General features: G+C 62.5%; 20 protein-coding genes and 1 riboswitch. Of the genes, 2 read left to right on the top strand and 18 right to left on the bottom strand.

Annotated features, from left to right (window positions below):
• Positions 1-99: 99 nt before the first annotated feature.
• From dxs to ribB, 4 genes are all read right to left on the bottom strand, one after another.
• The gene (gene dxs, locus B9A31_RS25235) at positions 100-1,995 is read right to left on the bottom strand and encodes a 1-deoxy-D-xylulose-5-phosphate synthase (protein WP_084297503.1); all 1,896 of its coding nucleotides are present in this window, start codon (positions 1,993-1,995) and stop codon (positions 100-102) included.
• Positions 1,996-2,100: 105 nt separating this feature from the next.
• Positions 2,101-2,988: a (2E,6E)-farnesyl diphosphate synthase gene (ispA, locus tag B9A31_RS25230; protein WP_019097894.1), complete on the bottom strand. Its 888-nt coding sequence runs from the start codon at positions 2,986-2,988 to the stop codon at positions 2,101-2,103.
• Positions 2,985-3,227: an exodeoxyribonuclease VII small subunit gene (locus tag B9A31_RS25225; protein WP_003255380.1), complete on the bottom strand. Its 243-nt coding sequence runs from the start codon at positions 3,225-3,227 to the stop codon at positions 2,985-2,987. Before B9A31_RS25225 ends, ispA begins: the two co-directional genes overlap by 4 nt.
• Before the next feature lie 135 nt (positions 3,228-3,362).
• Positions 3,363-4,013 (bottom strand): 3,4-dihydroxy-2-butanone-4-phosphate synthase, encoded by a 651-nt coding sequence (gene ribB, locus B9A31_RS25220; protein WP_019097895.1) that lies wholly within the window; start codon positions 4,011-4,013, stop codon positions 3,363-3,365.
• 80 nt (positions 4,014-4,093) lie between these two features.
• Positions 4,094-4,235: riboswitch (FMN riboswitch) on the bottom strand.
• 158 nt (positions 4,236-4,393) lie between these two features.
• Between ribB and B9A31_RS25215 the strand changes: the two genes are divergently transcribed.
• Complete coding sequence (locus tag B9A31_RS25215) at positions 4,394-5,380, top strand: zeta toxin family protein (protein ID WP_027609843.1); 987 nt, start codon at positions 4,394-4,396, stop codon at positions 5,378-5,380.
• Between the two features lie 38 nt (positions 5,381-5,418).
• Here the strand turns inward: B9A31_RS25215 and B9A31_RS25210 are convergent, their stop codons facing one another.
• From B9A31_RS25210 to B9A31_RS25200, 3 genes are all read right to left on the bottom strand, one after another.
• Positions 5,419-6,309, bottom strand: a complete 891-nt coding sequence (locus B9A31_RS25210) for an alpha/beta hydrolase (protein WP_084297502.1) — start codon at positions 6,307-6,309, stop codon at positions 5,419-5,421.
• An 82-nt stretch (positions 6,310-6,391) separates the two neighbouring features.
• On the bottom strand, positions 6,392-7,738 hold the full coding sequence (locus B9A31_RS25205) for a HAMP domain-containing sensor histidine kinase (RefSeq protein WP_019097898.1): 1,347 nt from the start codon (positions 7,736-7,738) through the stop codon (positions 6,392-6,394).
• The gene (locus B9A31_RS25200; protein WP_084297501.1) at positions 7,738-8,430 is read right to left on the bottom strand and encodes a response regulator transcription factor; all 693 of its coding nucleotides are present in this window, start codon (positions 8,428-8,430) and stop codon (positions 7,738-7,740) included. The genes B9A31_RS25205 and B9A31_RS25200 overlap by 1 nt, the downstream gene beginning before the upstream one ends.
• 182 nt (positions 8,431-8,612) lie before the next feature.
• Between B9A31_RS25200 and B9A31_RS25195 the strand changes: the two genes are divergently transcribed.
• A complete protein-coding gene (locus B9A31_RS25195) occupies positions 8,613-10,790 on the top strand; it encodes a TonB-dependent siderophore receptor (RefSeq protein WP_027609846.1) in 2,178 nt (725 codons plus the stop codon).
• A gap of 145 nt (positions 10,791-10,935) precedes the next feature.
• On the opposite strand, the gene B9A31_RS25190 is transcribed toward B9A31_RS25195, so the two are convergent.
• From B9A31_RS25190 to B9A31_RS25140, 11 genes are all read right to left on the bottom strand, one after another.
• A complete protein-coding gene (locus tag B9A31_RS25190; RefSeq protein WP_027609847.1) occupies positions 10,936-11,586 on the bottom strand; it encodes a c-type cytochrome in 651 nt (216 codons plus the stop codon).
• Between the two features lie 9 nt (positions 11,587-11,595).
• On the bottom strand, positions 11,596-12,537 hold the full coding sequence (locus tag B9A31_RS25185; protein WP_027609848.1) for a copper resistance protein B: 942 nt from the start codon (positions 12,535-12,537) through the stop codon (positions 11,596-11,598).
• On the bottom strand, positions 12,527-12,838 hold the full coding sequence (locus B9A31_RS25180; protein ID WP_033693656.1) for a hypothetical protein: 312 nt from the start codon (positions 12,836-12,838) through the stop codon (positions 12,527-12,529). Before B9A31_RS25180 ends, B9A31_RS25185 begins: the two co-directional genes overlap by 11 nt.
• Positions 12,835-14,580, bottom strand: coding sequence for a copper resistance system multicopper oxidase (locus B9A31_RS25175; RefSeq protein WP_019097902.1), 1,746 nt, complete (start codon positions 14,578-14,580; stop codon positions 12,835-12,837). The genes B9A31_RS25180 and B9A31_RS25175 overlap by 4 nt, the downstream gene beginning before the upstream one ends.
• 404 nt (positions 14,581-14,984) lie before the next feature.
• Positions 14,985-15,686, bottom strand: coding sequence for a LexA family transcriptional regulator (locus B9A31_RS25170; protein ID WP_016715373.1), 702 nt, complete (start codon positions 15,684-15,686; stop codon positions 14,985-14,987).
• Positions 15,687-15,873: 187 nt separating this feature from the next.
• Positions 15,874-16,401 (bottom strand): inorganic diphosphatase, encoded by a 528-nt coding sequence (gene ppa, locus B9A31_RS25165; protein WP_003255365.1) that lies wholly within the window; start codon positions 16,399-16,401, stop codon positions 15,874-15,876.
• A 93-nt stretch (positions 16,402-16,494) separates the two neighbouring features.
• On the bottom strand, positions 16,495-17,310 hold the full coding sequence (locus tag B9A31_RS25160) for a M90 family metallopeptidase (protein ID WP_016715374.1): 816 nt from the start codon (positions 17,308-17,310) through the stop codon (positions 16,495-16,497).
• A gap of 9 nt (positions 17,311-17,319) precedes the next feature.
• On the bottom strand, positions 17,320-17,967 hold the full coding sequence (locus tag B9A31_RS25155) for a DedA family protein (RefSeq protein ID WP_016715375.1): 648 nt from the start codon (positions 17,965-17,967) through the stop codon (positions 17,320-17,322).
• Between the two features lie 185 nt (positions 17,968-18,152).
• Positions 18,153-18,611 carry a GNAT family N-acetyltransferase gene (locus tag B9A31_RS25150; protein ID WP_016715376.1) on the bottom strand — a complete coding sequence of 153 codons (459 nt, stop codon included), beginning with the start codon at positions 18,609-18,611 and terminating at the stop codon, positions 18,153-18,155.
• Between the two features lie 108 nt (positions 18,612-18,719).
• Complete coding sequence (eutC, locus tag B9A31_RS25145; protein WP_025754627.1) at positions 18,720-19,538, bottom strand: ethanolamine ammonia-lyase subunit EutC; 819 nt, start codon at positions 19,536-19,538, stop codon at positions 18,720-18,722.
• An 8-nt stretch (positions 19,539-19,546) separates the two neighbouring features.
• The gene (locus tag B9A31_RS25140; protein ID WP_016715378.1) at positions 19,547-20,941 is read right to left on the bottom strand and encodes an ethanolamine ammonia-lyase subunit EutB; all 1,395 of its coding nucleotides are present in this window, start codon (positions 20,939-20,941) and stop codon (positions 19,547-19,549) included.
• Between the last annotated feature and the right edge of the window lie 46 nt (positions 20,942-20,987).

Raw genomic sequence — 20,987 nt, 5'->3', positions numbered from 1 at the left:
GCACCATAGCATTCGCGGGCACGCCCGCTCCCACAGGTAATCCACTGCTCTTAAGGGCGGTGATATACCTGTGGGAGCGGGCGTGCCCGCGAATAGGCCCTAGAGGCCGAGCTTGGCCATGCGGGCTTTCACTGAAGCCTCGATCCCGGCTGCATCCAGCCCACACTCAGCCAGCATTTGCGCAGGCTTGGCATGCTCGACATAGATGTCCGGCAGCCCAAGGTGCAGTAATGGCTTGACCACGCCTTCGTTGGCAAGGAACTCACCCACCGCAGCCCCAGCGCCGCCCATGATGGCGTTTTCTTCGATGGTCACCAGCAATTCATGGCTGCCAGCCAGTTCCAGCACCAAGGCTTCGTCCAGCGGCTTGACGAAACGCATGTCGACCACAGTCGCGTTGATCTGCCCGGCCACTTGCATGGCCTCGGCCAGCTGAACGCCGAACACCAGCAGGGCGACGTTCTCACCTTGGCGACGAACCACGCCCTTGCCGATTTCCAGCGGTTCGAGGTCGCCGCTGATCGGCGCATTCGGGCCGGTACCACGCGGGTAGCGAACAGCCGCCGGGCCGTTGTACAGGTGGCCGGTGCTGAGCATCTTGCGCAGCTCGTTCTCGTCGCTCGGGGTCATCACCAGCATGCCCGGGATGCAGCGCAGGTACGACAAGTCGTAGCTGCCCGCGTGAGTCGGGCCGTCTTCGCCAACCAGGCCGGCGCGGTCGATGGCGAACAGTACGTCGAGGTTTTGCACCGCCACGTCGTGGATCAGCTGGTCGTAGGCGCGCTGCAGGAAGGTGGAGTAGATCGCCACCACCGGCTTGCCGCCCTCGCAGGCCATGCCGGCTGCCAGGGTGACGGCGTGCTGCTCGGCAATCGCTACGTCGAAGTAACGTTCCGGGTAGCGCTCGCTGAAGGCTACAAGATCCGAGCCTTCCTTCATCGCCGGGGTAATACCCACCAGGCGGTTGTCGGCGGCGGCCATGTCGCACAGCCACTGGCCGAACACGGCGGAATATTTCGGCCCGCTGGCTTTTTTCGGCGCGGCAGGCTTGTCGGCCGGCTCCAGTTTGGTGATTGCGTGGTAGCCGATCGGGTCGACCTCGGCCGGGGCGAAGCCTTTACCCTTCTTGGTCACCACATGCAGGAACTGCGGGCCTTTCAGGTCTCGCATGTTGCGCAGGGTGGCGATCATTGTCGGCAGGTCGTGGCCGTCGATCGGGCCGATGTAGTTCCAGCCCAGCTCTTCGAACAGGGTGCCGGGGGCCAGCATGCCCTTGGCATATTCCTCGGTGCGCCGGGCGATTTCCCAGGCGCCGGGCAGGCGCGACAGCACTTTCTTGCTGCCTTCACGCATGCTCGAGTAGGTGCGGCTGGAGAGAATCTTGGCCAGGTAGTTGGACAGGCCACCGACATTGCGCGAAATCGACATGTCGTTGTCGTTGAGGATCACCAGCATGTCGGCGTTGACTTCCTGGGCGTGGTTCAACGCCTCGAAGGCCATACCGGCTGTCAGCGCGCCATCACCGATCACCGCAATCGACTTGCGTGCACTGTTTTGCAGGCGGGCGGCAATGGCCATGCCCAGTGCGGCGCTGATCGAGGTGCTGGAGTGGCCGACGCCAAAGGTGTCGTACTCGCTTTCGCTGCGGCGCGGGAAGGCGGCAATACCGTCCTTCTGGCGCAGGCTGAGCATGCGGTTACGGCGCCCGGTGAGGATCTTGTGCGGGTAGGCCTGGTGGCCCACGTCCCACACCAGTCGGTCGTCCGGGGTGTCGAATACGTAGTGCAGGGCGATGGTCAGCTCGATCACGCCCAGACCGGCACCAAAATGCCCACCGGTCTGACCCACGGTGTAGAGCAGTTCCTGGCGCAGTTCGTCGGCCAGGGTCTCCAGGTCGGCTTCGGCCAGCCGGCGCAGGCCGGCAGGCGTGTCAGCGCGGTCGAGCAACGGCGTGACCGGGCGTTCGCGGGGGATCTCTTGAAACGTCGTGGGCATCAGGCGAGTCGTTATAGGTGTGTGAAGACGCGGCAGTTTACCCCATTGTAGGAAAAGCTGCCCATTCAGACGGGTGTTGCATGGGCCGCACAGCGGCCCCGAAAATCAGTTGCGGCGTTCGACGATGTAACGCGCCAACGCCCGCAGTGGCTCGGCCTTGTCGCCGAACCCATCCAGTGCGACCAGCGCTTGGTCGCGCAGTTCGATCGCATAGGCCTTGGCCGCTTCAAGCCCCAGCAGGGCCGGGTAGGTCGGTTTGTCACGGGCTATGTCAGCGCCCTGGCGTTTGCCCAGGGTGGCGGTGTCGCTTTCCACGTCGAGGATGTCATCCTGTACCTGGAACGCCAGGCCGATGGCCTGTGCATAAGTCTGCAGGGCCTCTAGCTGCGCCTGTTCGGCACGGGCACTGGCCAATGCGCCAAGGCGCACGCTGGCTTCGATCAGTGCGCCGGTCTTGTGCCGGTGCATGAACTCCAGCGCTTGCTGGTCCAGCTTCAGGCCCACCGAACCGAGGTCGATGGCCTGGCCGCCGACCATGCCGGCTGGCCCGGCGGCCTTGGCCAGGGCCTGCACCATGGCCAGGCGAATGCTGTCGGCCTGCGGGCTCAGGCCTGGGTCGAGCAGGGCGCTGAACGCCAGGCTCTGCAAGCCGTCGCCAGCCAGGATGGCGCAGGCTTCATCGAAGGCTTTGTGAGTGGTTGGCTGGCCGCGACGCAGGTCGTCGTCGTCCATGGCCGGCAGGTCGTCATGCACCAGCGAATAAGCGTGAATCAGTTCGACCGCGCAGGCTGCGCCGTTGGCTTGCTCGGCCGGGGCACCCAGGGCTTCGCAGGCTGCATAGGCCAGCAATGGCCGTACACGCTTGCCGCCGTTCATCACGCTGTAGCGCATGGCGGCATAAAGGCGTTCCAGCTCTTTGGTCGGGGCGACGAACAGGGGTTCGAGGGCTGCGTCGACGCGTGCCTGGCAACTGGCCTGGTAGGTGCCGATCATGCTTCTGGCTCCGCGTCGAAGGGCTGTGCAGCCAGCTCGCCATCGCGCTCCAGCAGAATTTGCACCTTCTGTTCGGCCTGGGCCAGGGCACCCTGGCAGTCACGGGTCAGGGCGATGCCTTGCTCGAAGGCGGCCAGCGACTCTTCCAGCGACAACTCGCCGTTCTCCAGGCGCTCGACCAGTGCTTGCAGGTCTGCGAGGGATTGCTCGAAATCGAGGGAGGCTTTTTTGCGGGCCATGGCGACTGTCTCGGTGGCATATCAGAACGGCGCGACACTAGCAGAGCGGGGCGGGGGGAGCAAACTTCCGGGGCAATGAGGCAAGTTCAAGGGCCCTTTCGCGGGCGTGCCCGCGAAAGGGCGCAAGGTGGCCTATCAGGCAGGCTCGGCTTCCCGCTCCAGCATCGCCTCCCGGTACCGCGCCAGCTCCTCGATGGTCAGCACCGGCAAGTTGTACTGCCGCGCGTACACCGCCACCTGCTCGCCACGGGCCATGCTGCCATCGGGGTTCATCAGCTCGCACAGCACGGCTGCCGGGCGCAGGCCGGCCAGGCGTGCCAGGTCCACCGAGCCTTCGGTGTGCCCACGGCGGGTCAACACCCCGCCATTGCGGGCGCGCAGCGGGAACACATGCCCTGGGCTGACGATATGGCGTTGTTCGGCGCTGGAACGCAACGCCGCGCCAATGGTGGTGATGCGGTCCTGGGCAGAAACCCCGGTGGTGATGCCTTCTGCCGCTTCGATGGTGACGGTGAAACCGGTGCCGTGGCGGGCCTGGTTGTTCTGCACCATCGGCGCCAGTTGCAGCTCGTCAACGGTGGCTTCGTCCAGGCACAGGCAGACGATGCCGCTGCAGTCGCGGATCATCATGGCCATGGTTTGCAGCGTGATGTTTTCGGCAGCCGCAATAATGTCCGCTTCGTCTTCGCGGTCGTCGTCATCGAGCAGCAATACAGGGCGCCCGGCCTGGAAGGCGGCGATGGCGGCGCAAACGTTGGGGAATTGCGGGTGTTGAAGGGTGGACATGAAACGCTCCTCGTGAATGATCGATGAACGTCTCGGGGCGAACAAAATGCGCGCGCAAGGGCGCCCGGATGGCCCCTGCCTGACGCCTTCTTTCATCCGGACTATGACCGTCGGCTCTGGAGTCGCACCAGATCTGCTGACCCCCGGCATGGCCGGGGCGCTCGCGGGCTCATCTTTCGATTTACCGCCGGTGGGGACTTTCACCCCGCCCTGAAGACCGGCCAAGCATAACGCACATGGCCACCCCACTGGCAACCCACGCGTCTACGACCTTCGGCGGGCTGGCCAGAGATGCCATAGCCATCTACCACACGGTACGCCATCGCAACTTCTAGAGTGCCGGGCAGCCCGCTTGGGGCAGATACTTGAGGATTGCAGATATGGCCACGCTTTACCCGTTCACTGCCAACGACGTGACTGATGCCTTTGCCCTGCTCGACAACACGCTGTTCGACAAGGCACGCGAGGCGGATGGGCCTGAAAGTGACCCCGCCCCGAACATGCTAATCGTTGCGGGGGCGCAAGGGTCGGGCAAGACTTACTTGCTGGAGAAGCAGTTGCTGCCCAGCGAGCGCTACGAGAACCATGTGCGGCTTTATTTGCCTGAGTTCCGCAAACTGCACCCGCACTACGCACAGATGAGCGAGCACGGTGTGTTGCATGTTTACGAACACACCGAAGCCTTCGTCAGAGAGCTGAGCGGCAAGGTTTTCGAGTATGCCTTCGCCAACCGCTACAACATCATCATGGAATCGGCACTGGACGACGAAGCGTTCGCCGGTTTCCCGCCTGCTGCCGTCGAGGCAGGTTACCGCTTCGAGATTCACATGATTGCCTGCAAAGAAGAATTCAGCCACTGGGCAACCCTTGACCGGGGCGTAAAAAGCGTCGCCAAGGGTGAAATCGAGCGGTTCGTGGCGTTGTCGCAGATCCAGGCTTCCCAGGCGAATGCCCGGAAGATCCTGAACGCATTCGAAAGTGCCTGCCTACAGGCCCCCGGGTCGCAAGTCACGCTTTATGAACGAGGCTTCGAGACGGATCATCAGAGCAAAGTGCTGTGTCACAGCCGGTGTGATGCCCCGGGTGTGCTGACCCCACAGCCGGACTACGAGGGTCAGCCGTTCTTCCGGGCGCCTTACCACGACACACCTGTTGAAATCCGGCGCAGCCCTGAAGGCAGTGGTTCTGGCGTTTACCTTCAGTTCTTCCAGGTTGTGCATGCCAGCATGCTCGATGAGCCGGTGCGCCAGCAGATGGTCGCGGCATGCTGCAAGACGCTTGGCCGGACACCAGACCTTGTAGCCCGGATTTCCGGGGATGCCTTCCGTGAACTGAGCCAGTACGTGCTCAAGTACACCTATCCTTGACGATGCGACGGAGCAGCAGGCCGGAACGGGATTACCTGTTATCTGGCCAGCTGCTCGATCACCGCGTTCAAGGAAGCCTCCAGCATTTGCCCATGATCCAGCCCATCGAACCGTTCAAAGCGCACCTGAAGGCCTTTTACCTTGGCCAGGTCCGCCGCCAGCTCGCGCGCGGGCTTCTCGGCATCGCCTTTAAGCTGTGCCCGGGGGTTCGAGGGTTCTGCGCTGCCCCGCATCAGTAGCAGCCGCGCAGAGTTGTTGCCCAAGCGCTGCTCAAGCCCCTGCGCCTCCTGCACGATCGCCCCGTCATGCCACCACAACGAAGGGCTGGCCGCCGCATAGTCACTGAACGCACCGGGCCGTGTGAACAACGCGTGCAGCACGGCCAGGCCGCCATAGGAATGGCCCCACAACGTCTGCTGTTGCGCGTCGATCGGGGCCAGCCCGGCCACCATCGGCCGCATGCGTTCGGTCAGCAGATCAAGAAACGCATCCACACCGCCACTGGGCTCGCCGGTCAGCGGGTCACGCTGCTCAGCCTGGCCAGGCAGCGCCGGGGTGTAGTCATACGTACGCCCGGTCCGCTCGATACGTTGTTCGGTCTGGTAACCCACGGCCACCAGCAAAGGCGCCTGGCCGGCGGCGAGCTTGTCCAGTTGCTGGCTTTGCAGCGCCCCGATCGCGGCATTGCCATCGAGCATCCACAGTACCGGGTACCCCGAGGCGGGCGCCGGGCGGTTTGGTTTGCCGACCCACAAGCGGTAATGGCGTTGGCCATCGGCCGAGTCCAGGTCGAGCTGGGTGAAGCGATAGGCCAGGTCCTGGCGCTGCAGCAGCGAGGTGTCCATCTTCTGGTTACGCTCGGGCTGTGCCAGGGCAACAGGCGCCGCAAGGGCCAGTGCCAAAGCCAGTGTCAGGGTCATCTTGCTCATCAGGCGTCTCGTCAGGGCCTGGCGAGGAACGCGAGGCTGGAGCGCCCAGATGATAATCAGTCCTGATTGAGCGTAAAGCGCATTAACTTTCTAAACAGTCGCTGGCGGCCGGCAAGGTCAAATGCAGGCACAGGCCCGGGTGGCCATTGCTGGCCCACAATCGGCCGCCTTGCAGCTCGATGGCGCGTCGGGCAATGGCCAGGCCCAGGCCGAACCCGGCACCGCTGTCGGCAAGGCGTTGGTAAGGTTTGAAGATGCGTTCGAGCTCCGCGTGCGGCACGCCGGGGCCCTGATCGCTCAGGCGCAGGTGCCAAACCTCGCCTTCGCGCCAGCCATCCAGGCTGACCCGGCCTTCGGGTGGCGAATGGCGAATGGCATTGCGCAGCAGGTTTTCCAAGGCTTGTGCAAGGCTGTCCAGGTGGGCTTGTACCTGGCAGTCGATACCAAGCGAACAGGGCAGGCGCGCAGGGGCCCAGCCGCTTTCGAAGCAGACGTCCTGGCACAGGGCTTCCCACACTGAAACCATCAATACCGGTTCGGTCGGCAAGCTGGGTTGCTCGGTGTCCATCCAGGCCAGGTCCAGGGTGTCTTCCAGCAACTTCTGCATGTCGGCGACTTCGCGGTCCAGACGCTCGCGCAACTGATGCGACGGCAAGTCGCTGTCATGGGCGATACGCAGTCGTGCCAGCGGCGTGCGCAGTTCGTGCGACAGCGTGCGCAACAGCAGGCGCTGTTGCTCCAGACTCTGGCGCAAGCGCCCGGCCATGTGCTCGAAGGCCTGTGCCAGTTCACCCAACTCATCCCGACGCTCTTGCAGGGGGAGGGCGGGGCTGTCCAGGTCATCGGCACGCAGGGCGTCGGCGCGGTCGCGCAGGCGGTTCAGCGGCACTACCAAATGCCGGTACAACGCCAGGCCCAGCAGCAGGGCGAGCAGTGCGGGGGCTACGCCGTGGGTGACCACGTGGGTCCACGGCGTAAGGCCGGTGGGTAGCAGTCGCTCAGGCAGTTGTAGCACCAAGCGGCCGTGCTCGGGGTGTCGTGGAAATTCGATGCTGACGTAGGGCAGTTCATCTTGCAGGCGACGGCTCATCGGCCAATCGAGTTTGCGCATGAAGGTCAGGTGGCTGGCCTGCTCGGCACTTAGCGGGGTGGTACCGAGGCTTTGCAGGTGCGGGCCGATCACTGCCACCCAGGTGTTCTCGGCGTGTTCCAGTTGCTTGCGCCAGCTCTCGACGCCCACCGCACCGCCTTGGTCCCAGGCGTCTTCGGCTTGTTGCGCATAGCGCGCCAGGTAGTCCTGGTCGGCCGGGGACAGGAAATAGGTGCTGCGCTCCACCGACAGGCCCCAGGTCCAGATCAGCCAGACCAGCAACAGGCAGAAGCCGACTTGCAGCACGGCCAGTTTCCACAGCAACGGGTGGCGGCGCATCAGGGCTGTTCCGTGTCGACCAGGATGTAACCCTGGCCGCGCACGGCCTGGATCTGCAGGTGCTGGGCATTGATGTCGGCCAGTTTGCGGCGCAGGTTACACACATGCACATCCAGGCCCCGGTCCAGGCGGGTATAGGCCCGGTGAAGCACGGTCTGGTACAGGAACGGCTTGCTCAAGGCTTCGCCGGGGTGGGCACGCAGCGTCACCAGCAAGCGGAATTCGGAAGCCGTGAGGCCTGCGGCGTTACCGTTGTGGATAACGTCCTGGCGGTGGTGGTCCAGCATTACCTCGCCCACGTCGGCCCGCAGCGCCGTGCCGCGATCGAACGCCACGCGCCGCAACAGGGCATCGACCCGTGCGTCCAGCTCCGCCAGGCTGAAGGGCTTGGGCAGGTAGTCGTCCGCACCTCGGGTGAAGCCACTGATGCGGTCCTGTTCCGCCCCCAGCGCCGACATCAGCATGACCGGCACCGCCTGCTGGCGGCGCAATGCGTCGAGCAGGCTGAGGCCGTCGATGCCCGGCAGCATGATGTCCAGCAACACCAGTTCGAACTGCGCGCGTGCTATGGCATTCAGGGCCTGAGTGCCGCTGGCGCAGGCATGCACCTGGAAACCACGGTTGAGGAAATGGTGTTCCAGGTCCTGACGCAGGCGTGGATCGTCTTCGACGAGGAGAAGTGAGGTGGGCACGTTGAGCCTTGAATGAGAACTTCTATCAGTTACGAATCATCCCATTGCTGGCAGGGGGAGGGCAACGCCCGGTTGTGTTAAGAAGGTTAATCCTGCTGCACCCCTGTTTTCGCTCCGGTATCGTTCGCAAAAAGCAACTTGTTTCGTTTGCGAATTACTGTCATTTGGGCGAAAGGTGTGTCATGAACAGTTTCAAACGTGTGGGGAACTCGCGACAGGTGCGGGGCTTGTTGGTGCTGGGCTTGCTGGCGCCATTTTCGGTGTCGGCACTGGCTGACACGGTCGCGACCCAGGCGGCGGTAGAGGACAACGCGCTTGACCTGCCGGCACTGACCATCGAAGGCAACCGCCTGTACGACATGCTGCCCTCGGAAGCAACCGGCGGCTACAGCGTCGATGCCGCGACTGTGGGCACCAAGACCCCTGCGGCGCTCAAGGACATTCCGCAATCGATCACCGTCTACACCCAGGATTACGTCAAGGACCGCCAATTCGTACACCTGGATGACCTGGCCAAGTACACCGCCGGCCTGCGCACCCTGACCAACGACAGCGGCCGGTCTTCGATCTACGCCCGTGGTTACGAATACAGCGAGTTCAACATCGACGGCCTGCCGGCCCCCATGGCCAGCATCTTCGGCACCGTGCCGTCGCTGGCGGCGTTCGACCGTGTCGAAATCATGCGTGGCCCGGCCGGGCTGTTCAGCAGCACCAGCGAGCTGGGCGGCATCGTCAACATGGTGCGCAAGCGCCCGACCGCCGAATTCCAGGGCCATATTGAAGGCAGCTACGGCACCTGGGACACCAACCACGAAGAAATCGACCTGAGCGGGCCGCTGGATGATGCCGGCCGCGTGCGCGGGCGTTTCATTGCATCCCGTGACGATACCAATGGCGAAGTCGATTACAACGCCAACACCAGCAACAGTTACTACGGCGCGCTGGATGTCGACCTGGACGATGCCACCACGCTGTCGTTCGGCCTGATGCACGAAGTGAAGAACATCACCCCGCACAACGGCTATCCGGCAACCTTGTCTGGCGACGTGCCGGACTTCAGCCACTCCCGTTTCCTGGGTGCCGACTGGAACTACTTCGACGGCAAGACCACCGACCTGGTCGCCGAGCTGACCCACCGCTTCGACAACGGCGGCTATGGCCGTGTCGCCGCCCGTGGCTCGCACCGCGACACCAATTACCTGTACGCCTTCACCGCGACCAACGCCACCACCGGTGCCAACTCCGAGCGCGCCAGCGCCCGTGACTTCACTCAGGACACCTACTCGCTGGACGCCAGCTACAGCCAGCCGTTCGAAACCCTCGGCCAGGTCAGCGAATTCGTGGTCGGTACCGACTACAAGAACTACGACACCGAATACCTCAACGGCACCACCAACCTGGGCGTCATCAACGTCAACACCTACTCGCCGAAGCAGTTCGCCAAACCGTCGCCCAACTACAGCACCGAGACCGGCATGCAGGAAGAGGAATACGGCCTGTACTCCAAGGTCACCTTCCGCCCGATCGAACGCCTGGCGTTGATCGCCGGTGGCCGCTTCAGCTGGTATCGCGGTGATTTCTACACCACCACCCTGAGCACCGGTGCCACCACCAACGACAGCAAGCGCGTGGATGGCCACTTCACCCCGTATGGCGGCCTGGTCTATGACCTGACCGAAAACCACGCCCTGTACGCCAGCTACTCGCAGGTGTTCAAGCCGCAGTCCGACACCGACAGCAACGGTCGGGTGCTGAAACCGCGTGAAGGCGAGCAATACGAATTCGGCCTCAAGAGCAGCTACTTCGGCGGCGACCTGAACACCCGCTTCTCGGTGTTCCGCCTGACCGACAAGAACCGCGCCACTACCGAATACGACGAAGATGGCGTAGACACCAACTTCTCGGTTGCCTCCGGCAAAACCCGCGTCAAAGGTGCCGAAGTGGAAGTAAGCGGCAAGCTGACGCCAAACTGGGAGCTGCTGGCCGGCTACACCTGGATGGAAACCGAAACCCTCAAGGGTGATGCAGAAACTACCTTCTTCATCATGCCGCGCAACCAGGCTTCGCTGTGGAGCAAGTACACCATCAGCCAAGGCCCGCTGAACGGCCTGGCCATTGGTGGCGGCATTTCGGCGATGAGCAACTTCTATTCCGAGAATGGCGGCGTGCGCATCGATGCACCGGGCTATGCCACGGTGGATGCGATGCTGTCGTACCCGCTGACCTCGAAGCTGACCGCCACCTTCAACGTCAACAACCTGTTCGACCGGGATTACCTGTCGCGGGTGGGGTCGACCTCCACGTTCAACTTCTACGGGCCGTCGCGCAGCATGATGGTTGGGGCGCGGTATGACTTCTGATTGGTGTTGTGGCGTGTAGGTCTACGTCGACGGTTTTGCATCGTTTATGAAATCGAGCGCCGCCCGCGCGGCCCTCGATCTACCAGGCGCTGCAACCCTGTCGGCATGCACCTGTCTGCCCTGTGCAGCATTCAAGGTGAACATTTCAAGGGCCGATTTTTCCTGACCCATCACGATGAGCATGCGTCTTCGACGCCGGCTTCGAGTGGTGATCACTGCCGGCTTGGTCTTGCCCATGCTGGCCTTCATGGTTGTGCATGTCACTCTCACCGCCCCCATGCTGGTGGCCGCCACTGCTTGCGACCATCGCCTGGTACTGCTGAGCATTCATCTGCGGTAGTTGGTCGAGAAAAGCCACTATGCCCCAGATATACGAATCATCCATGCTCTTGCCCCAAGCTGGCATTCCCGTAGCCTTGATGCCGTGCTTGATGGTCCAGAACGCAACAGCGGGATCACCGCTGGCGCCGAGCTTGCTCAGATCAGGAGGCGACGGGTACAGCGCTTGGCTCAGCTCGGTCTTTTCGACGCCAGGGGCCAGATGGCAACCAATGCACATGGCGTTGTAGTTACCGGCGCCGATGCGAATCAGGTTTTCATTCTTGAGGTCCGGTACCTCGATATCCCTGGCCCGTACCTCGATGGACCGATCCCGGGCCATGGCCAGAAAGGCATGCACGGCCGGGAAATGGGGATCATCAGCCCCGACGTTCACCAGGCCAAAGTAAGCTGCGCCCAATACGCCCGCACCGGCGATGGCGCCTGCTGCAACAAGCGTTGTAATTGTTTTTTTCATGTCGGGCTCTCAAAACCACATGCGAATGCCGGCAACGAAACGCGCTTCATCCACATCACCACCCTCGTCGCGGACGAAATCAGCCGTTTTGCCGTAGGAGCGGCTCCAGGTGATGCCTATGTAAGGTGCGAACTGGCGAACGATTTCATACCGTAGCCGCAGCCCGACCTCGGTATTCGCCAGGCCAGAACCCACGCCTCGCTCAGGGTCGTTCTTGCCATAGAAATTGGCTTCGGCGGTGGGCTGAAGGATCAGGCGATTGGTCAGCAGAATGTCGTAGTCGCCTTCCAGGCGCGCGGCGGTTTGACCGTTCTCACCCAGGAACGCGGTGGCTTCGGCCTCGAAGCCGTAAAGCGCCATGCCCTGGATGCCGAACGCCGCCCAGGTTTGCGGTGATTGCGGTTTGAAATCCTGGCGCACCCCGGCAACTACATCCCACCAGGGGCTGATAGCGCGGCCATAGAGCAGCTGCAACTCGGCATCTTCGGTGACGCCGTTGGTGCGTTCGCCTTCGGAGCGAATCCACAACCGGTTGATATCGCCGCCGACCCACCCGGTAGCATCCCAGGCCAGGGTGCTGCCTTCGTCTGCATCCTGATACTCAAGCTGGTCCAGCAAGAAGAAGCTATTGAGCGCGCTGTCGTGTACCTGATGCCCGCCCAATGGGGGGAATGCCGCCTGCCGGTCTGCATCCGTCAATTCGGGAATCGGCGTTCGGCTGGTCGTCGCAGGGCTGGCAGTACCATGGTTCATCTTCGAGTTATCCATGCCCCCATGATCCATGCCCTGCATGCTGCCATGATTCATCTGGCTAGGGTCCATGCCCGACATGGAGCCGTGCCCCATCGCCGAATGGTCCATTTCGCCAGCGGCGAAGCTGGGTGCAGCACCCAGCATGCCGAGTGAAACGGCCAGGGCCAGCAGCGAGGGTCGCGCCGGGCTATTGGCCATCTTTCCCTGCCTTGGCGTTGTCGCTGCCCTGCGATTCCATCATCTTGCTGTGATCCATACCTTCCATCGAGCCATGGTCCATGCCCTTCATGGCGCTGTGATCCATGCCCTTCATGGAACCGTGGTCCATGCCTTGAGCGCCCTTGGCTTTTGCTGCATCTGCGGCTTTCTGGGTGTGTTGCTCATGGTTGTCACCGGCCCACGACGACGGGGCATAAACAGCCAGCAGGCCAGCCATCGCAGCAGAGAGGAAAAACGCGCTTCGTTTCATAGGTTTGTTCATCTCGGATCTCCAGTTCATTCGTCCACGCGGACTTCTCGGAACATGCCCATTTCCATGTGGAACAGCAGGTGGCAGTGATAGGCCCAGCGCCCCAAAGCATCCGCAGTCACGCGGTAACTTCGTTTCGAGCCAGGCGGCATGTCGATGGTGTGCTTGCGCACCATGAAGTTGCCGTTCTCATCCTCCAGGTCGCTCCACATGCCATGCAGGTGGATGGGGTGAGTCATCATGGTGTCGTTGACCAAGGTGATACGAAGGCGCTCCCCGTATTTGAGGCGCAGCGGCTCGGCATCGGAAAACTTGACCCCGTCGAACGACCAGGCGAACTTTTCCATGTGGCCTGTGAGGTGCAACTCGATGGTGCGGCCAGGTTCTCGGCCGTCGGGATCAATGAAGGTGCTGCGCAGGTCCGCATACGTCAGCACACGTCGGCCGTTGTTACGCAGCCCGATGCCCGGGTCGCTCAGTTTTGGCGTGGGGCTCATCGTCTGCATGTCGACCAAGGGGTTGTTGGTCTCTGAGTCAGGATGGCCCTGCATGGCTCCACTCATGCCAGCCATGCTGCCGTGATCCATGCCGGCCATCTGGCTGTGGTCCATGCCAGCCATGCTGCCATGGTCCATCCCCGACATGCCGCTGTGATCCATACCCATGTCACTCATGGAAATCAGCGGGCGTGGATCAACAGCTGGAACAGCCGCTTGCAAGCCTTCGCGGATAGCCAAGGTGCCCCTGGCATAACCGGTGCGGTCCATGGATTGAGCAAAGAGGGTGTATGCCTGCTCATCCTCGGGCTCGACAATCACATCGTAGGTTTCAGCAACCGCGATACGGAACTCGTCGACCGCTACCGGCTTCACATATTGCCCATCCGCCGCAACCACGGTCATCTTCAGGCCGGGAATACGCACGTCGAAATACGTCATGGCGGAGCCGTTGATGAAGCGCAGGCGGATTTTTTCGCCAGGCTTGAATACCCCCGTCCAGTTGGCGCCCGGGGCCTGGCCATTCATGAGGTAGGTGTAGGTGTATCCGCTCACGTCCGCGAGATCGGTGGGGCTCATGTTCATTTCGGCCCACATCGTGCGATCCGCCACCGCAGCGGACCAGCCCATTTCGCTCACGTCGTTGACGAAATCACCCACCGTCCGTTTGTGGAAATTGTAGTAGTCAGACTGTTTCTTGAGCTTGGACAGCACCCGGGCAGGGTCTTCATCCGTCCAGTCGCTGAGCATCACCACGTAATCCCGGTCATAGGTGAACGGCTCGGGTTCTTTCGCATCGATGACCAGCGCGCCGTACACCCCAACCTGTTCCTGGAAGCCTGAGTGGCTGTGGTACCAGTAGGTGCCGTTCTGATGGACTTTGAACCTGTACTCATACAGGCCATCCGGGGCGATGCCATGGAAGCTCAGGCCAGGCACACCATCCATGTTGGCCGGCAGGATGATGCCGTGCCAGTGGATGGAGGTGTCCTGCTTCAAACGGTTGCGCACGCGAAGCGTAACGGTATCGCCTTCGCGCCAGCGAAGCGTTGGGCCAGGTATGGAGCCGTTGATGGCCATCGCTGTGCGCCTTGTGCCGGTGATATTGACCGGCAGTTCACCGATGTACAGGTCGAAGTCGCTGCCTGTCAGCACGTTTGGCTGGCCAGGGCTGGTCAAGGCCCACACCGGCGTGCGCCACATGCCCAGCCCGCCGAGCAGTCCGGTAGCGGCCAGGCCTTTGACGAAGGTGCGTCTTGTGGTTTTGCTTTGCATGCCGTTGCGTCCAGTCGTGTGGGGTGCGGATATCCCGGCTGCTGGGTGTCGCAGCCCACGACCAAACTAGCGAGTTGCCGCTGTCAGAAAACTGAGTCCGACATTACTTTTTCGTCAGCTTCTTGAAGGAGGGAGGTAGGCCGCAGAGGGCTTGGGATGGCTTTCGGCGAGGCATTAAAAAGCCGGCTTGTGGCCGGCTTCTCGGGGACGCTTCCGACTAATTTATGGTAAGCCGCAATCGCCTTAACTGAGTGGCCATCAAGGGCCTGAAAGAAATGGCAGATGCCCGTGTGGGATATCGCCAGAGCCCTCTGGACCGCGGCTTGCGCCGGTCGGGGCTGAATGTGCCGCGTAGCATACAAGGGCACGCGCAGGATGCCCAGCAAAAAATGGCACAGGGTGTTTCAGCCAGGCCGCTGTTGGCGGAAATGCGACCAGTGAAACACCCAGCCAAGAATTTCCAGGCCCTGCGCCTGGCACTGTGCGGGGGTGTAGCGTTCGACTGCGTAGTTGCGCCGGTCATGGCTGTGCAGGTACAGCGTACCGTGCTGGCCAAGGCTGAGGTTGTTCACCCTGAGCATGCCGTTGTGCAGCAGGGCATAGGTTTCACCCTCGACCACTCGGGTCATGCCCAGGTCGATGGCCAGGCTGGCATTCAGCGGAATCAGGGGCAGCATGTTGCTGGCCGGCATTGCCAGGCAGATCGCATTGGCAGCATGCACACCCAGCCCCCTCAAGGCTTTTGCCGGCAAGCGCAGGTGTTTGCTGGCCACCGGCGACAGCTGGCCTTGTTGCAACTGGTAGTAAGGCACCTTCACTGCCCGGCCATGTTCCACCGACAGCGGAGAGGGCGGGTTGACGGGCGTCGGCCGGGGCGCGCCGCTGCGCAGGATCGGGTTGGGATGTTTGGGCCCTTCTCCGGTGCGTAGCCAACGGCGGTGCACACAGAACAAGTCGGCCAGTTCGTCCAGCCGGGCCAAAGGCACACCACGTTTGAACCAGTTGTTGACGTGCTGCGGTGTGACGCTGCGTTGGGCGGCAAAATCGGAAGGGGTCAGGCCACATTCGTGGAGCAGGGCTTTGAGGCGGTCGCCGGAAGTGTTCATGGTAGCGAGTGTAGCGGCGGGGGTGTCAGCAAGGATATGAACCGGGTGTTGACAGGGGTTGTACGAAAAGAGGTGGTTTGTAGGGAGTTGATGTAGGACTGCGTAGGATTCATTACCAGCACCCTGAGCATCGCCCATTCAGGCATAAAAAAACCCCGCCATGGCGGGGTTCTTCCTGCAACCGGTATCAGCCCTTGTAGGCAGCAACCGATTTGGTGATCGCGGCACGGGCGGCGTCGGCGCCTTCCCAACCTTCGATCTTGACCCACTTGCCCTTCTCGAGATCTTTGTAGTTGGCAAAGAAGTGCTCGATCTGCTGGATCAGCAGGGCTGGCAGGTCGGTGTATTCCTTCACGTCAACGTACAGCTGCGACAGCTTGTCGTGAGGAACAGCGATGACCTTGGCGTCGCCGCCGCCGTCGTCGGTCATGTTCAGCACGCCAACCGGACGGGCGCGGATAACCGAGCCTGGCGCTACCGGGTAAGGGGTAACAACCAGCACGTCCAGCGGATCACCGTCGTCAGCCAGGGTGTTCGGAATGAAGCCGTAGTTGGCTGGGTAGAACATTGGGGTAGCCATGAAACGGTCGACGAACAGGGTGTCGCTGTCCTTGTCGATTTCGTATTTGATCGGCGCGTGGTTGGCCGGGATCTCGATGGCGACGTAGATGTCGTTCGGCAGGTCTTTGCCCGCCGGAATCTTGCTGTAGCTCATTGGGCAGTGCCCCCGTGTTTGACCAAAAAAGTGGCGGCGATTATAGGCACATTCTGCCGGGGCATGCCACGCCTGGCCTGATGTGCGGCCCCGTCAGGCGTGGCTTTCGCGGTATTCGGGGTGTTCGGCCTGTAGCTGGCGCAGGCGCGCCAGCGGGTCTTGCCGGTAGAACAGCGACAACTGGCGGTAGACCAATGGATAAGCCTGCTGCAGCAGGTCGGGGGCACTAAAGAAGTATTCGCTGGTGACCGCAAAGAACTCCGCCGGGTTTTCCGCGGCATAGGGGTCGATGGCGGTTTCGGCGTCGGGGTTGGCGTCCAGCTGGCGGTTGAGGTCGTCGTAGGCTTGTTGCATGGCCGTTGCCCACTCATCCACCGGCATGCCGCTGTGCAGCGGGGGCAGGCCGTTGGCATCGCCATTGAGCATGTCGAGCTTGTGCGCCAGCTCATGGATGACGAGGTTGTAGGCCTCCCAGCCGCCACTGGCCAGCACGCCGTTCCAGGCCAGGATGATCGGCCCCTGCTGCCAGGCTTCGCCGCTGTGCTCGCCGTCCCAGACGTGCTCCACGCCACTGGCATCGCGGTGGCGCTGGGGGCTTTTGAAGTCGTCGGGGTACAGGATGATTTCGTGGAAACCCTGGTACCAGTTCAGCTCGCCCAGGTGCAGCAGTGGCAGTTGCGCCTGGGCGGCCAGCAGCAGGCGCTGCTCGTCGTCCAGTTCGACGCCGGGCAGGCAGGTGAGGTGCTTGTCGAGCAGGAACAGGATGCAGGCTTCGCGCAGCCAGTGGTCTTCGGCGTCACTGATGCCGTCCAGCATCGGCAGGCGCTCGCGTACGGCCTGCCATTGCTGGGGGGAGATAGGGTAGCGCGCCAGGGTGCGCTTGCGCCGCCAGGCGCTGAACGACCACATGAGCGGCGGTCAGTGAGCCTTGGCGGCCCGGCCCAGGCGGCCGCGCAGCAGGCCGAGGATCATCGGCACCAGCGAGAGGATGATGATGCCCACCACCATCAGCGACAGGTGTTGCTTGATGAACGGCACGTTACCGAAGAAGTAACCCAGGGTAACCAGGCCTCCCACCCACAGCAGCGAACCGGCGATGCTGAAACCGAGGAAGCGTGGGTAATGCATGTGCGCGATGCCGGCGACGAACGGTGCAAAGGTACGCAGGATGGGCAGGAAGCGCGCCATGGTCACGGTCTTGCCGCCGTGGCGTTCGTAGAAGTCGTGGGTACGCTGCAGGTAATCGCGGCGGAAGATCTTCGAGTTGGGGTTGTTGAACAACCGCTCGCCGGCCGTTCGCCCTATCACGTAGTTGGTACTGTCCCCCAGGATGGCGGCAGCCATCAGCAGGCCGGCCAGCAGCACCGGGTCCATGCCACCACCAGCGGCCACGGCGCCAGCGATGAACAGCAGCGAATCGCCTGGCAGGAAAGGCATTACCACCAGCCCTGTTTCACAGAAAATGACGGTAAACAGGATGGCGTAGATCCAGGGACCGTAATTGGTGACCAGCAGATCGAGGTAGGCATCGAGATGCAGGATAAGGTCCAGCGGGTTGAAATCCATGTACAGCACCTGTGTTCTGGGGCGTAGGCTCGGTTACCTGGGGATGGGTAAATTTTCACACATGACAGGTGGGGCATTATACGGCTAAGTCAGGATCATGCCCGGGGAGTTTGTAGCGGGGGGTTACGGCAGGTGCTTCCTGTGCTGGCCTTTTCGCGGGCACGCCCGCGAAAGGGCCGGGACTGTCAATCCTGGCTGATTGGCAGGATGTAGCTCTTGAACTCGGTGTCTTCACGAAAACCGATGGATTCGTAGGTCTTGTGCGCAACTTCGTTGTCCGCGCTGGTCGAAACCCGCATGCGCACGGCGTTGGTCTCTTTCGCCATTTTCTTCGCCTCACGCATCAGGTGGTCAGCCACCAGCATGCGCCGCGAGTCTTCGGCCACGTAGATGTCGTTGAGTATCCATACCCGCTTCAGCGATAGCGACGAATAGCTGGGGTACAACTGGCAGAAGCCCATCAGCTTGCTGTCGTCATCATCCGGTAGCGCCAGGTAGATCACCGATTCATCCCGTTTCAGGCGCTTTTCCAGAAAGCTGCGCGAGCTGTCGGGATAGGGCAGCTGCCCATAGAACTCACGGTATCTGACGAACAGTGGCGTGAGCAGGTCGAGGTGTTCCAGGGTTGCCTTGATGATGCGCATGTGCGGCCCTCAGAGTCCATTTAGGGAAACAGCGGAATGCCTGCAGCGTTCAAGGGCATGCTGCCCAATGCGCGTCACAAGTGCAATCCGCCTTCCGTGACATGTTTTTTACCCTTTGCCGAGCAGGAAGTTGCCTTTCTGGTTGGCGCTGTCTTCACTTTCCAGGCTATGGACCTCGGCTTCGTCCTTCAGATTCACCCCGGAAAGCTGGCGTTTGCAGGCTTCGCGCATCAAGTACAGCAAGCGGTGCGCCGCCATGCCATAGCTCAGGCCCTCCAGGCGGATGTTGGAAATGCAGTTGCGGTAGGCATCGGTCAGGCCGACCTTCGGCGCGTAGGTGAAATACAGGCCCAGGCTGTCGGGCGAGCTGAGCCCTGGGCGTTCGCCGATCAGCATCACGGTCATCCGTGCGCCCAGCAATTCGCCGACCTCGTCTGCCACTGCCACGCGGCCCTGCTGTACCAGCACCACAGGGGCGCTGGTCCAGCCATCAGCGGCCGCTTGCTCCTCGAAACGGCTCAGGAACGGTAGGGTGTGGCGATGAACAGCCAGCGCCGACAGGCCATCGGCAACCACGATGGCCAGGTCGACGCCGCCGGGGTTCGCCTGTGCGTGCTGGCGCAGGGTGGCAATCGAGTCTTCGTTGAGCCGCCGGCCCAGGTCCGGGCGCTGCAGGTACTGGTGGCGGTCGCTGGCGGCACTGTGCAGCACCAGGCTGTCACGGCCACGGTCACTCAGTTGGGTCGCCAGGCCGGCGTGGTCGAAGGCCAGGTGCACGGCATCGCGGGCCTGGGCATGGGCGAACTGGAAGTCCAGCTGCGCCCCGGTCGGCAGGCTGGTGCCGGTGCGGCCCAGGGCGATGCGTGCCGGGGTCAGGTTGCGCAGGGCCAGCCAAGGGTTGTCGGGGGTAGGTGTGCGAGGGTCCATGGTCATCCCTATGCAAGCTGTGCCAAGGCCTGGCGGAAGGCCGGCGGCAGGTTGTCACCAAAGCGCACCCGGCCATCGGCCTGGGTGAAGATGCCGGTGCGGGCCAGCCACGCTTCGAACTCCGGCCCGGGCTTCAGGCCCAGGGTCTGGCGCGCGTACAGCGCGTCGTGGAACGAGGTGGTCTGGTAGTTGAGCATGATGTCGTCGGAACCGGGGATACCCATGATGAAGTTGATCCCGGCCACCCCCAGCAGGGTCAGCAGGGTGTCCATGTCGTCCTGGTCGGCTTCGGCGTGGTTGGTGTAGCAGATATCGCAGCCCATCGGCACGCCCAGCAGCTTGCCGCAGAAGTGGTCTTCCAGGCCGGCGCGGATGATCTGCTTGCCGTTGTACAGGTACTCCGGGCCGATGAAACCGACCACGGTGTTGACCAGAAACGGCTTGAAGTGGCGGGCCACGGCATAGGCGCGGGTTTCGCAGGTTTGCTGGTCGACGCCGTGGTGGGCGTTGGCCGACAGCGCGCTGCCCTGGCCGGTTTCGAAGTACATCAGGTTTTGCCCAAGGGTGCCGCGCTTCAGCGACAGGCCCGCTTCGTAGCCTTCCTGCAGTACGTTCAGGTTGATGCCAAACCCGGCGTTGGCCGCCTCGGTACCGGCGATGGACTGGAACACCAGGTCCAGCGGCACGCCACGGTTGATCGCCTCGATCGAGGTGGTGACGTGGGTCAGCACACAGGCCTGGGTAGGGATGTCGTAGCGCTGGATGATGGCGTCGAGCATTTCCAGCAGGGCGCAGATCGAGGCGATGCTGTCGGTGGCCGGGTTGATGCCGATCATGGCATCGCCGTTGCCGTACAGCAGGCCATCGAGGATGCTGGCGGCGATACCGGCCGGCTCGTCGGTCGGGTGGTTGGGCTGCAGCCGGGTCGACAGGCGCCCGCGCAGGCCCATGGTGCCGCGAAAACGGGTAACAACGCGGATCTTCTGCGCCACCAGCACCAGGTCCTGGACACGCATGATCTTCGAGACCGCTGCTGCCATTTCCGGTGTCAGCCCGGGCGCCAGGGCGCGCAGGCTGTCTTCATCGGCCTCTTCGCTCAGCAGCCAGTCACGCAGGCCGCCCACGGTCAGGTGGCTGACCGGTGCGAACGCCTGGGCATCGTGGGTATCGACGATAAGGCGGGTAACCTCGTCATCTTCGTAAGGGATCAGCGCTTCATTGAGAAAGTGCGTCAGCGGGATATTGGCCAGCGCCATCTGCGCGGCAACGCGTTCGCCGTCGTTGCTGGCTGCAACGCCTGCCAGGTAGTCCCCGGAGCGTGCCGGGCTGGCCTTGGCCATCACTTCCTTGAGGCTGTCGAAGCGGTAGACCAGGTGGCCGACCGTGTGTACGAAACTTGCCATACAGAATCTCCAGAGCCGCAGGTTGCCCTGCGGCGGGTGGCGGCAA

The organism is Pseudomonas sp. URIL14HWK12:I5 (genome assembly GCF_900176445.1).
In the GTDB taxonomy this organism is placed as follows: Bacteria; Pseudomonadota; Gammaproteobacteria; order Pseudomonadales; family Pseudomonadaceae; genus Aquipseudomonas; species Aquipseudomonas monteilii.
The sequence above is the reverse complement of the archived record's forward strand: the minus strand, read 5'-3'. Positions and strand labels throughout refer to the sequence as shown.

Bases quoted from the DNA above. Each gene is read 5' to 3' on its own strand.
- dxs (WP_084297503.1), bottom strand. From the start codon at position 1,995: ATGCCCACGACGTTTCAAGAGATCCCCCGCGAACGCCCGGTCACGCCG.
- ispA (WP_019097894.1), bottom strand. From the start codon at position 2,988: ATGATCGGCACCTACCAGGCCAGTTGCCAGGCACGCGTCGACGCAGCC.
- B9A31_RS25225 (WP_003255380.1), bottom strand. From the start codon at position 3,227: ATGGCCCGCAAAAAAGCCTCCCTCGATTTCGAGCAATCCCTCGCAGAC.
- ribB (WP_019097895.1), bottom strand. From the start codon at position 4,013: ATGTCCACCCTTCAACACCCGCAATTCCCCAACGTTTGCGCCGCCATC.
- B9A31_RS25215 (WP_027609843.1), top strand. From the start codon at position 4,394: ATGGCCACGCTTTACCCGTTCACTGCCAACGACGTGACTGATGCCTTT.
- B9A31_RS25210 (WP_084297502.1), bottom strand. From the start codon at position 6,309: ATGAGCAAGATGACCCTGACACTGGCTTTGGCACTGGCCCTTGCGGCG.
- B9A31_RS25205 (WP_019097898.1), bottom strand. From the start codon at position 7,738: ATGCGCCGCCACCCGTTGCTGTGGAAACTGGCCGTGCTGCAAGTCGGC.
- B9A31_RS25195 (WP_027609846.1), top strand. From the start codon at position 8,613: ATGAACAGTTTCAAACGTGTGGGGAACTCGCGACAGGTGCGGGGCTTG.
- B9A31_RS25190 (WP_027609847.1), bottom strand. From the start codon at position 11,586: ATGAAAAAAACAATTACAACGCTTGTTGCAGCAGGCGCCATCGCCGGT.
- B9A31_RS25185 (WP_027609848.1), bottom strand. From the start codon at position 12,537: ATGGCCAATAGCCCGGCGCGACCCTCGCTGCTGGCCCTGGCCGTTTCA.
- B9A31_RS25180 (WP_033693656.1), bottom strand. From the start codon at position 12,838: ATGAACTGGAGATCCGAGATGAACAAACCTATGAAACGAAGCGCGTTT.
- B9A31_RS25175 (WP_019097902.1), bottom strand. From the start codon at position 14,580: ATGCAAAGCAAAACCACAAGACGCACCTTCGTCAAAGGCCTGGCCGCT.
- B9A31_RS25170 (WP_016715373.1), bottom strand. From the start codon at position 15,686: ATGAACACTTCCGGCGACCGCCTCAAAGCCCTGCTCCACGAATGTGGC.
- ppa (WP_003255365.1), bottom strand. From the start codon at position 16,401: ATGAGCTACAGCAAGATTCCGGCGGGCAAAGACCTGCCGAACGACATC.
- B9A31_RS25160 (WP_016715374.1), bottom strand. From the start codon at position 17,310: ATGTGGTCGTTCAGCGCCTGGCGGCGCAAGCGCACCCTGGCGCGCTAC.
- B9A31_RS25155 (WP_016715375.1), bottom strand. From the start codon at position 17,967: ATGGATTTCAACCCGCTGGACCTTATCCTGCATCTCGATGCCTACCTC.
- B9A31_RS25150 (WP_016715376.1), bottom strand. From the start codon at position 18,611: ATGCGCATCATCAAGGCAACCCTGGAACACCTCGACCTGCTCACGCCA.
- eutC (WP_025754627.1), bottom strand. From the start codon at position 19,538: ATGGACCCTCGCACACCTACCCCCGACAACCCTTGGCTGGCCCTGCGC.
- B9A31_RS25140 (WP_016715378.1), bottom strand. From the start codon at position 20,941: ATGGCAAGTTTCGTACACACGGTCGGCCACCTGGTCTACCGCTTCGAC.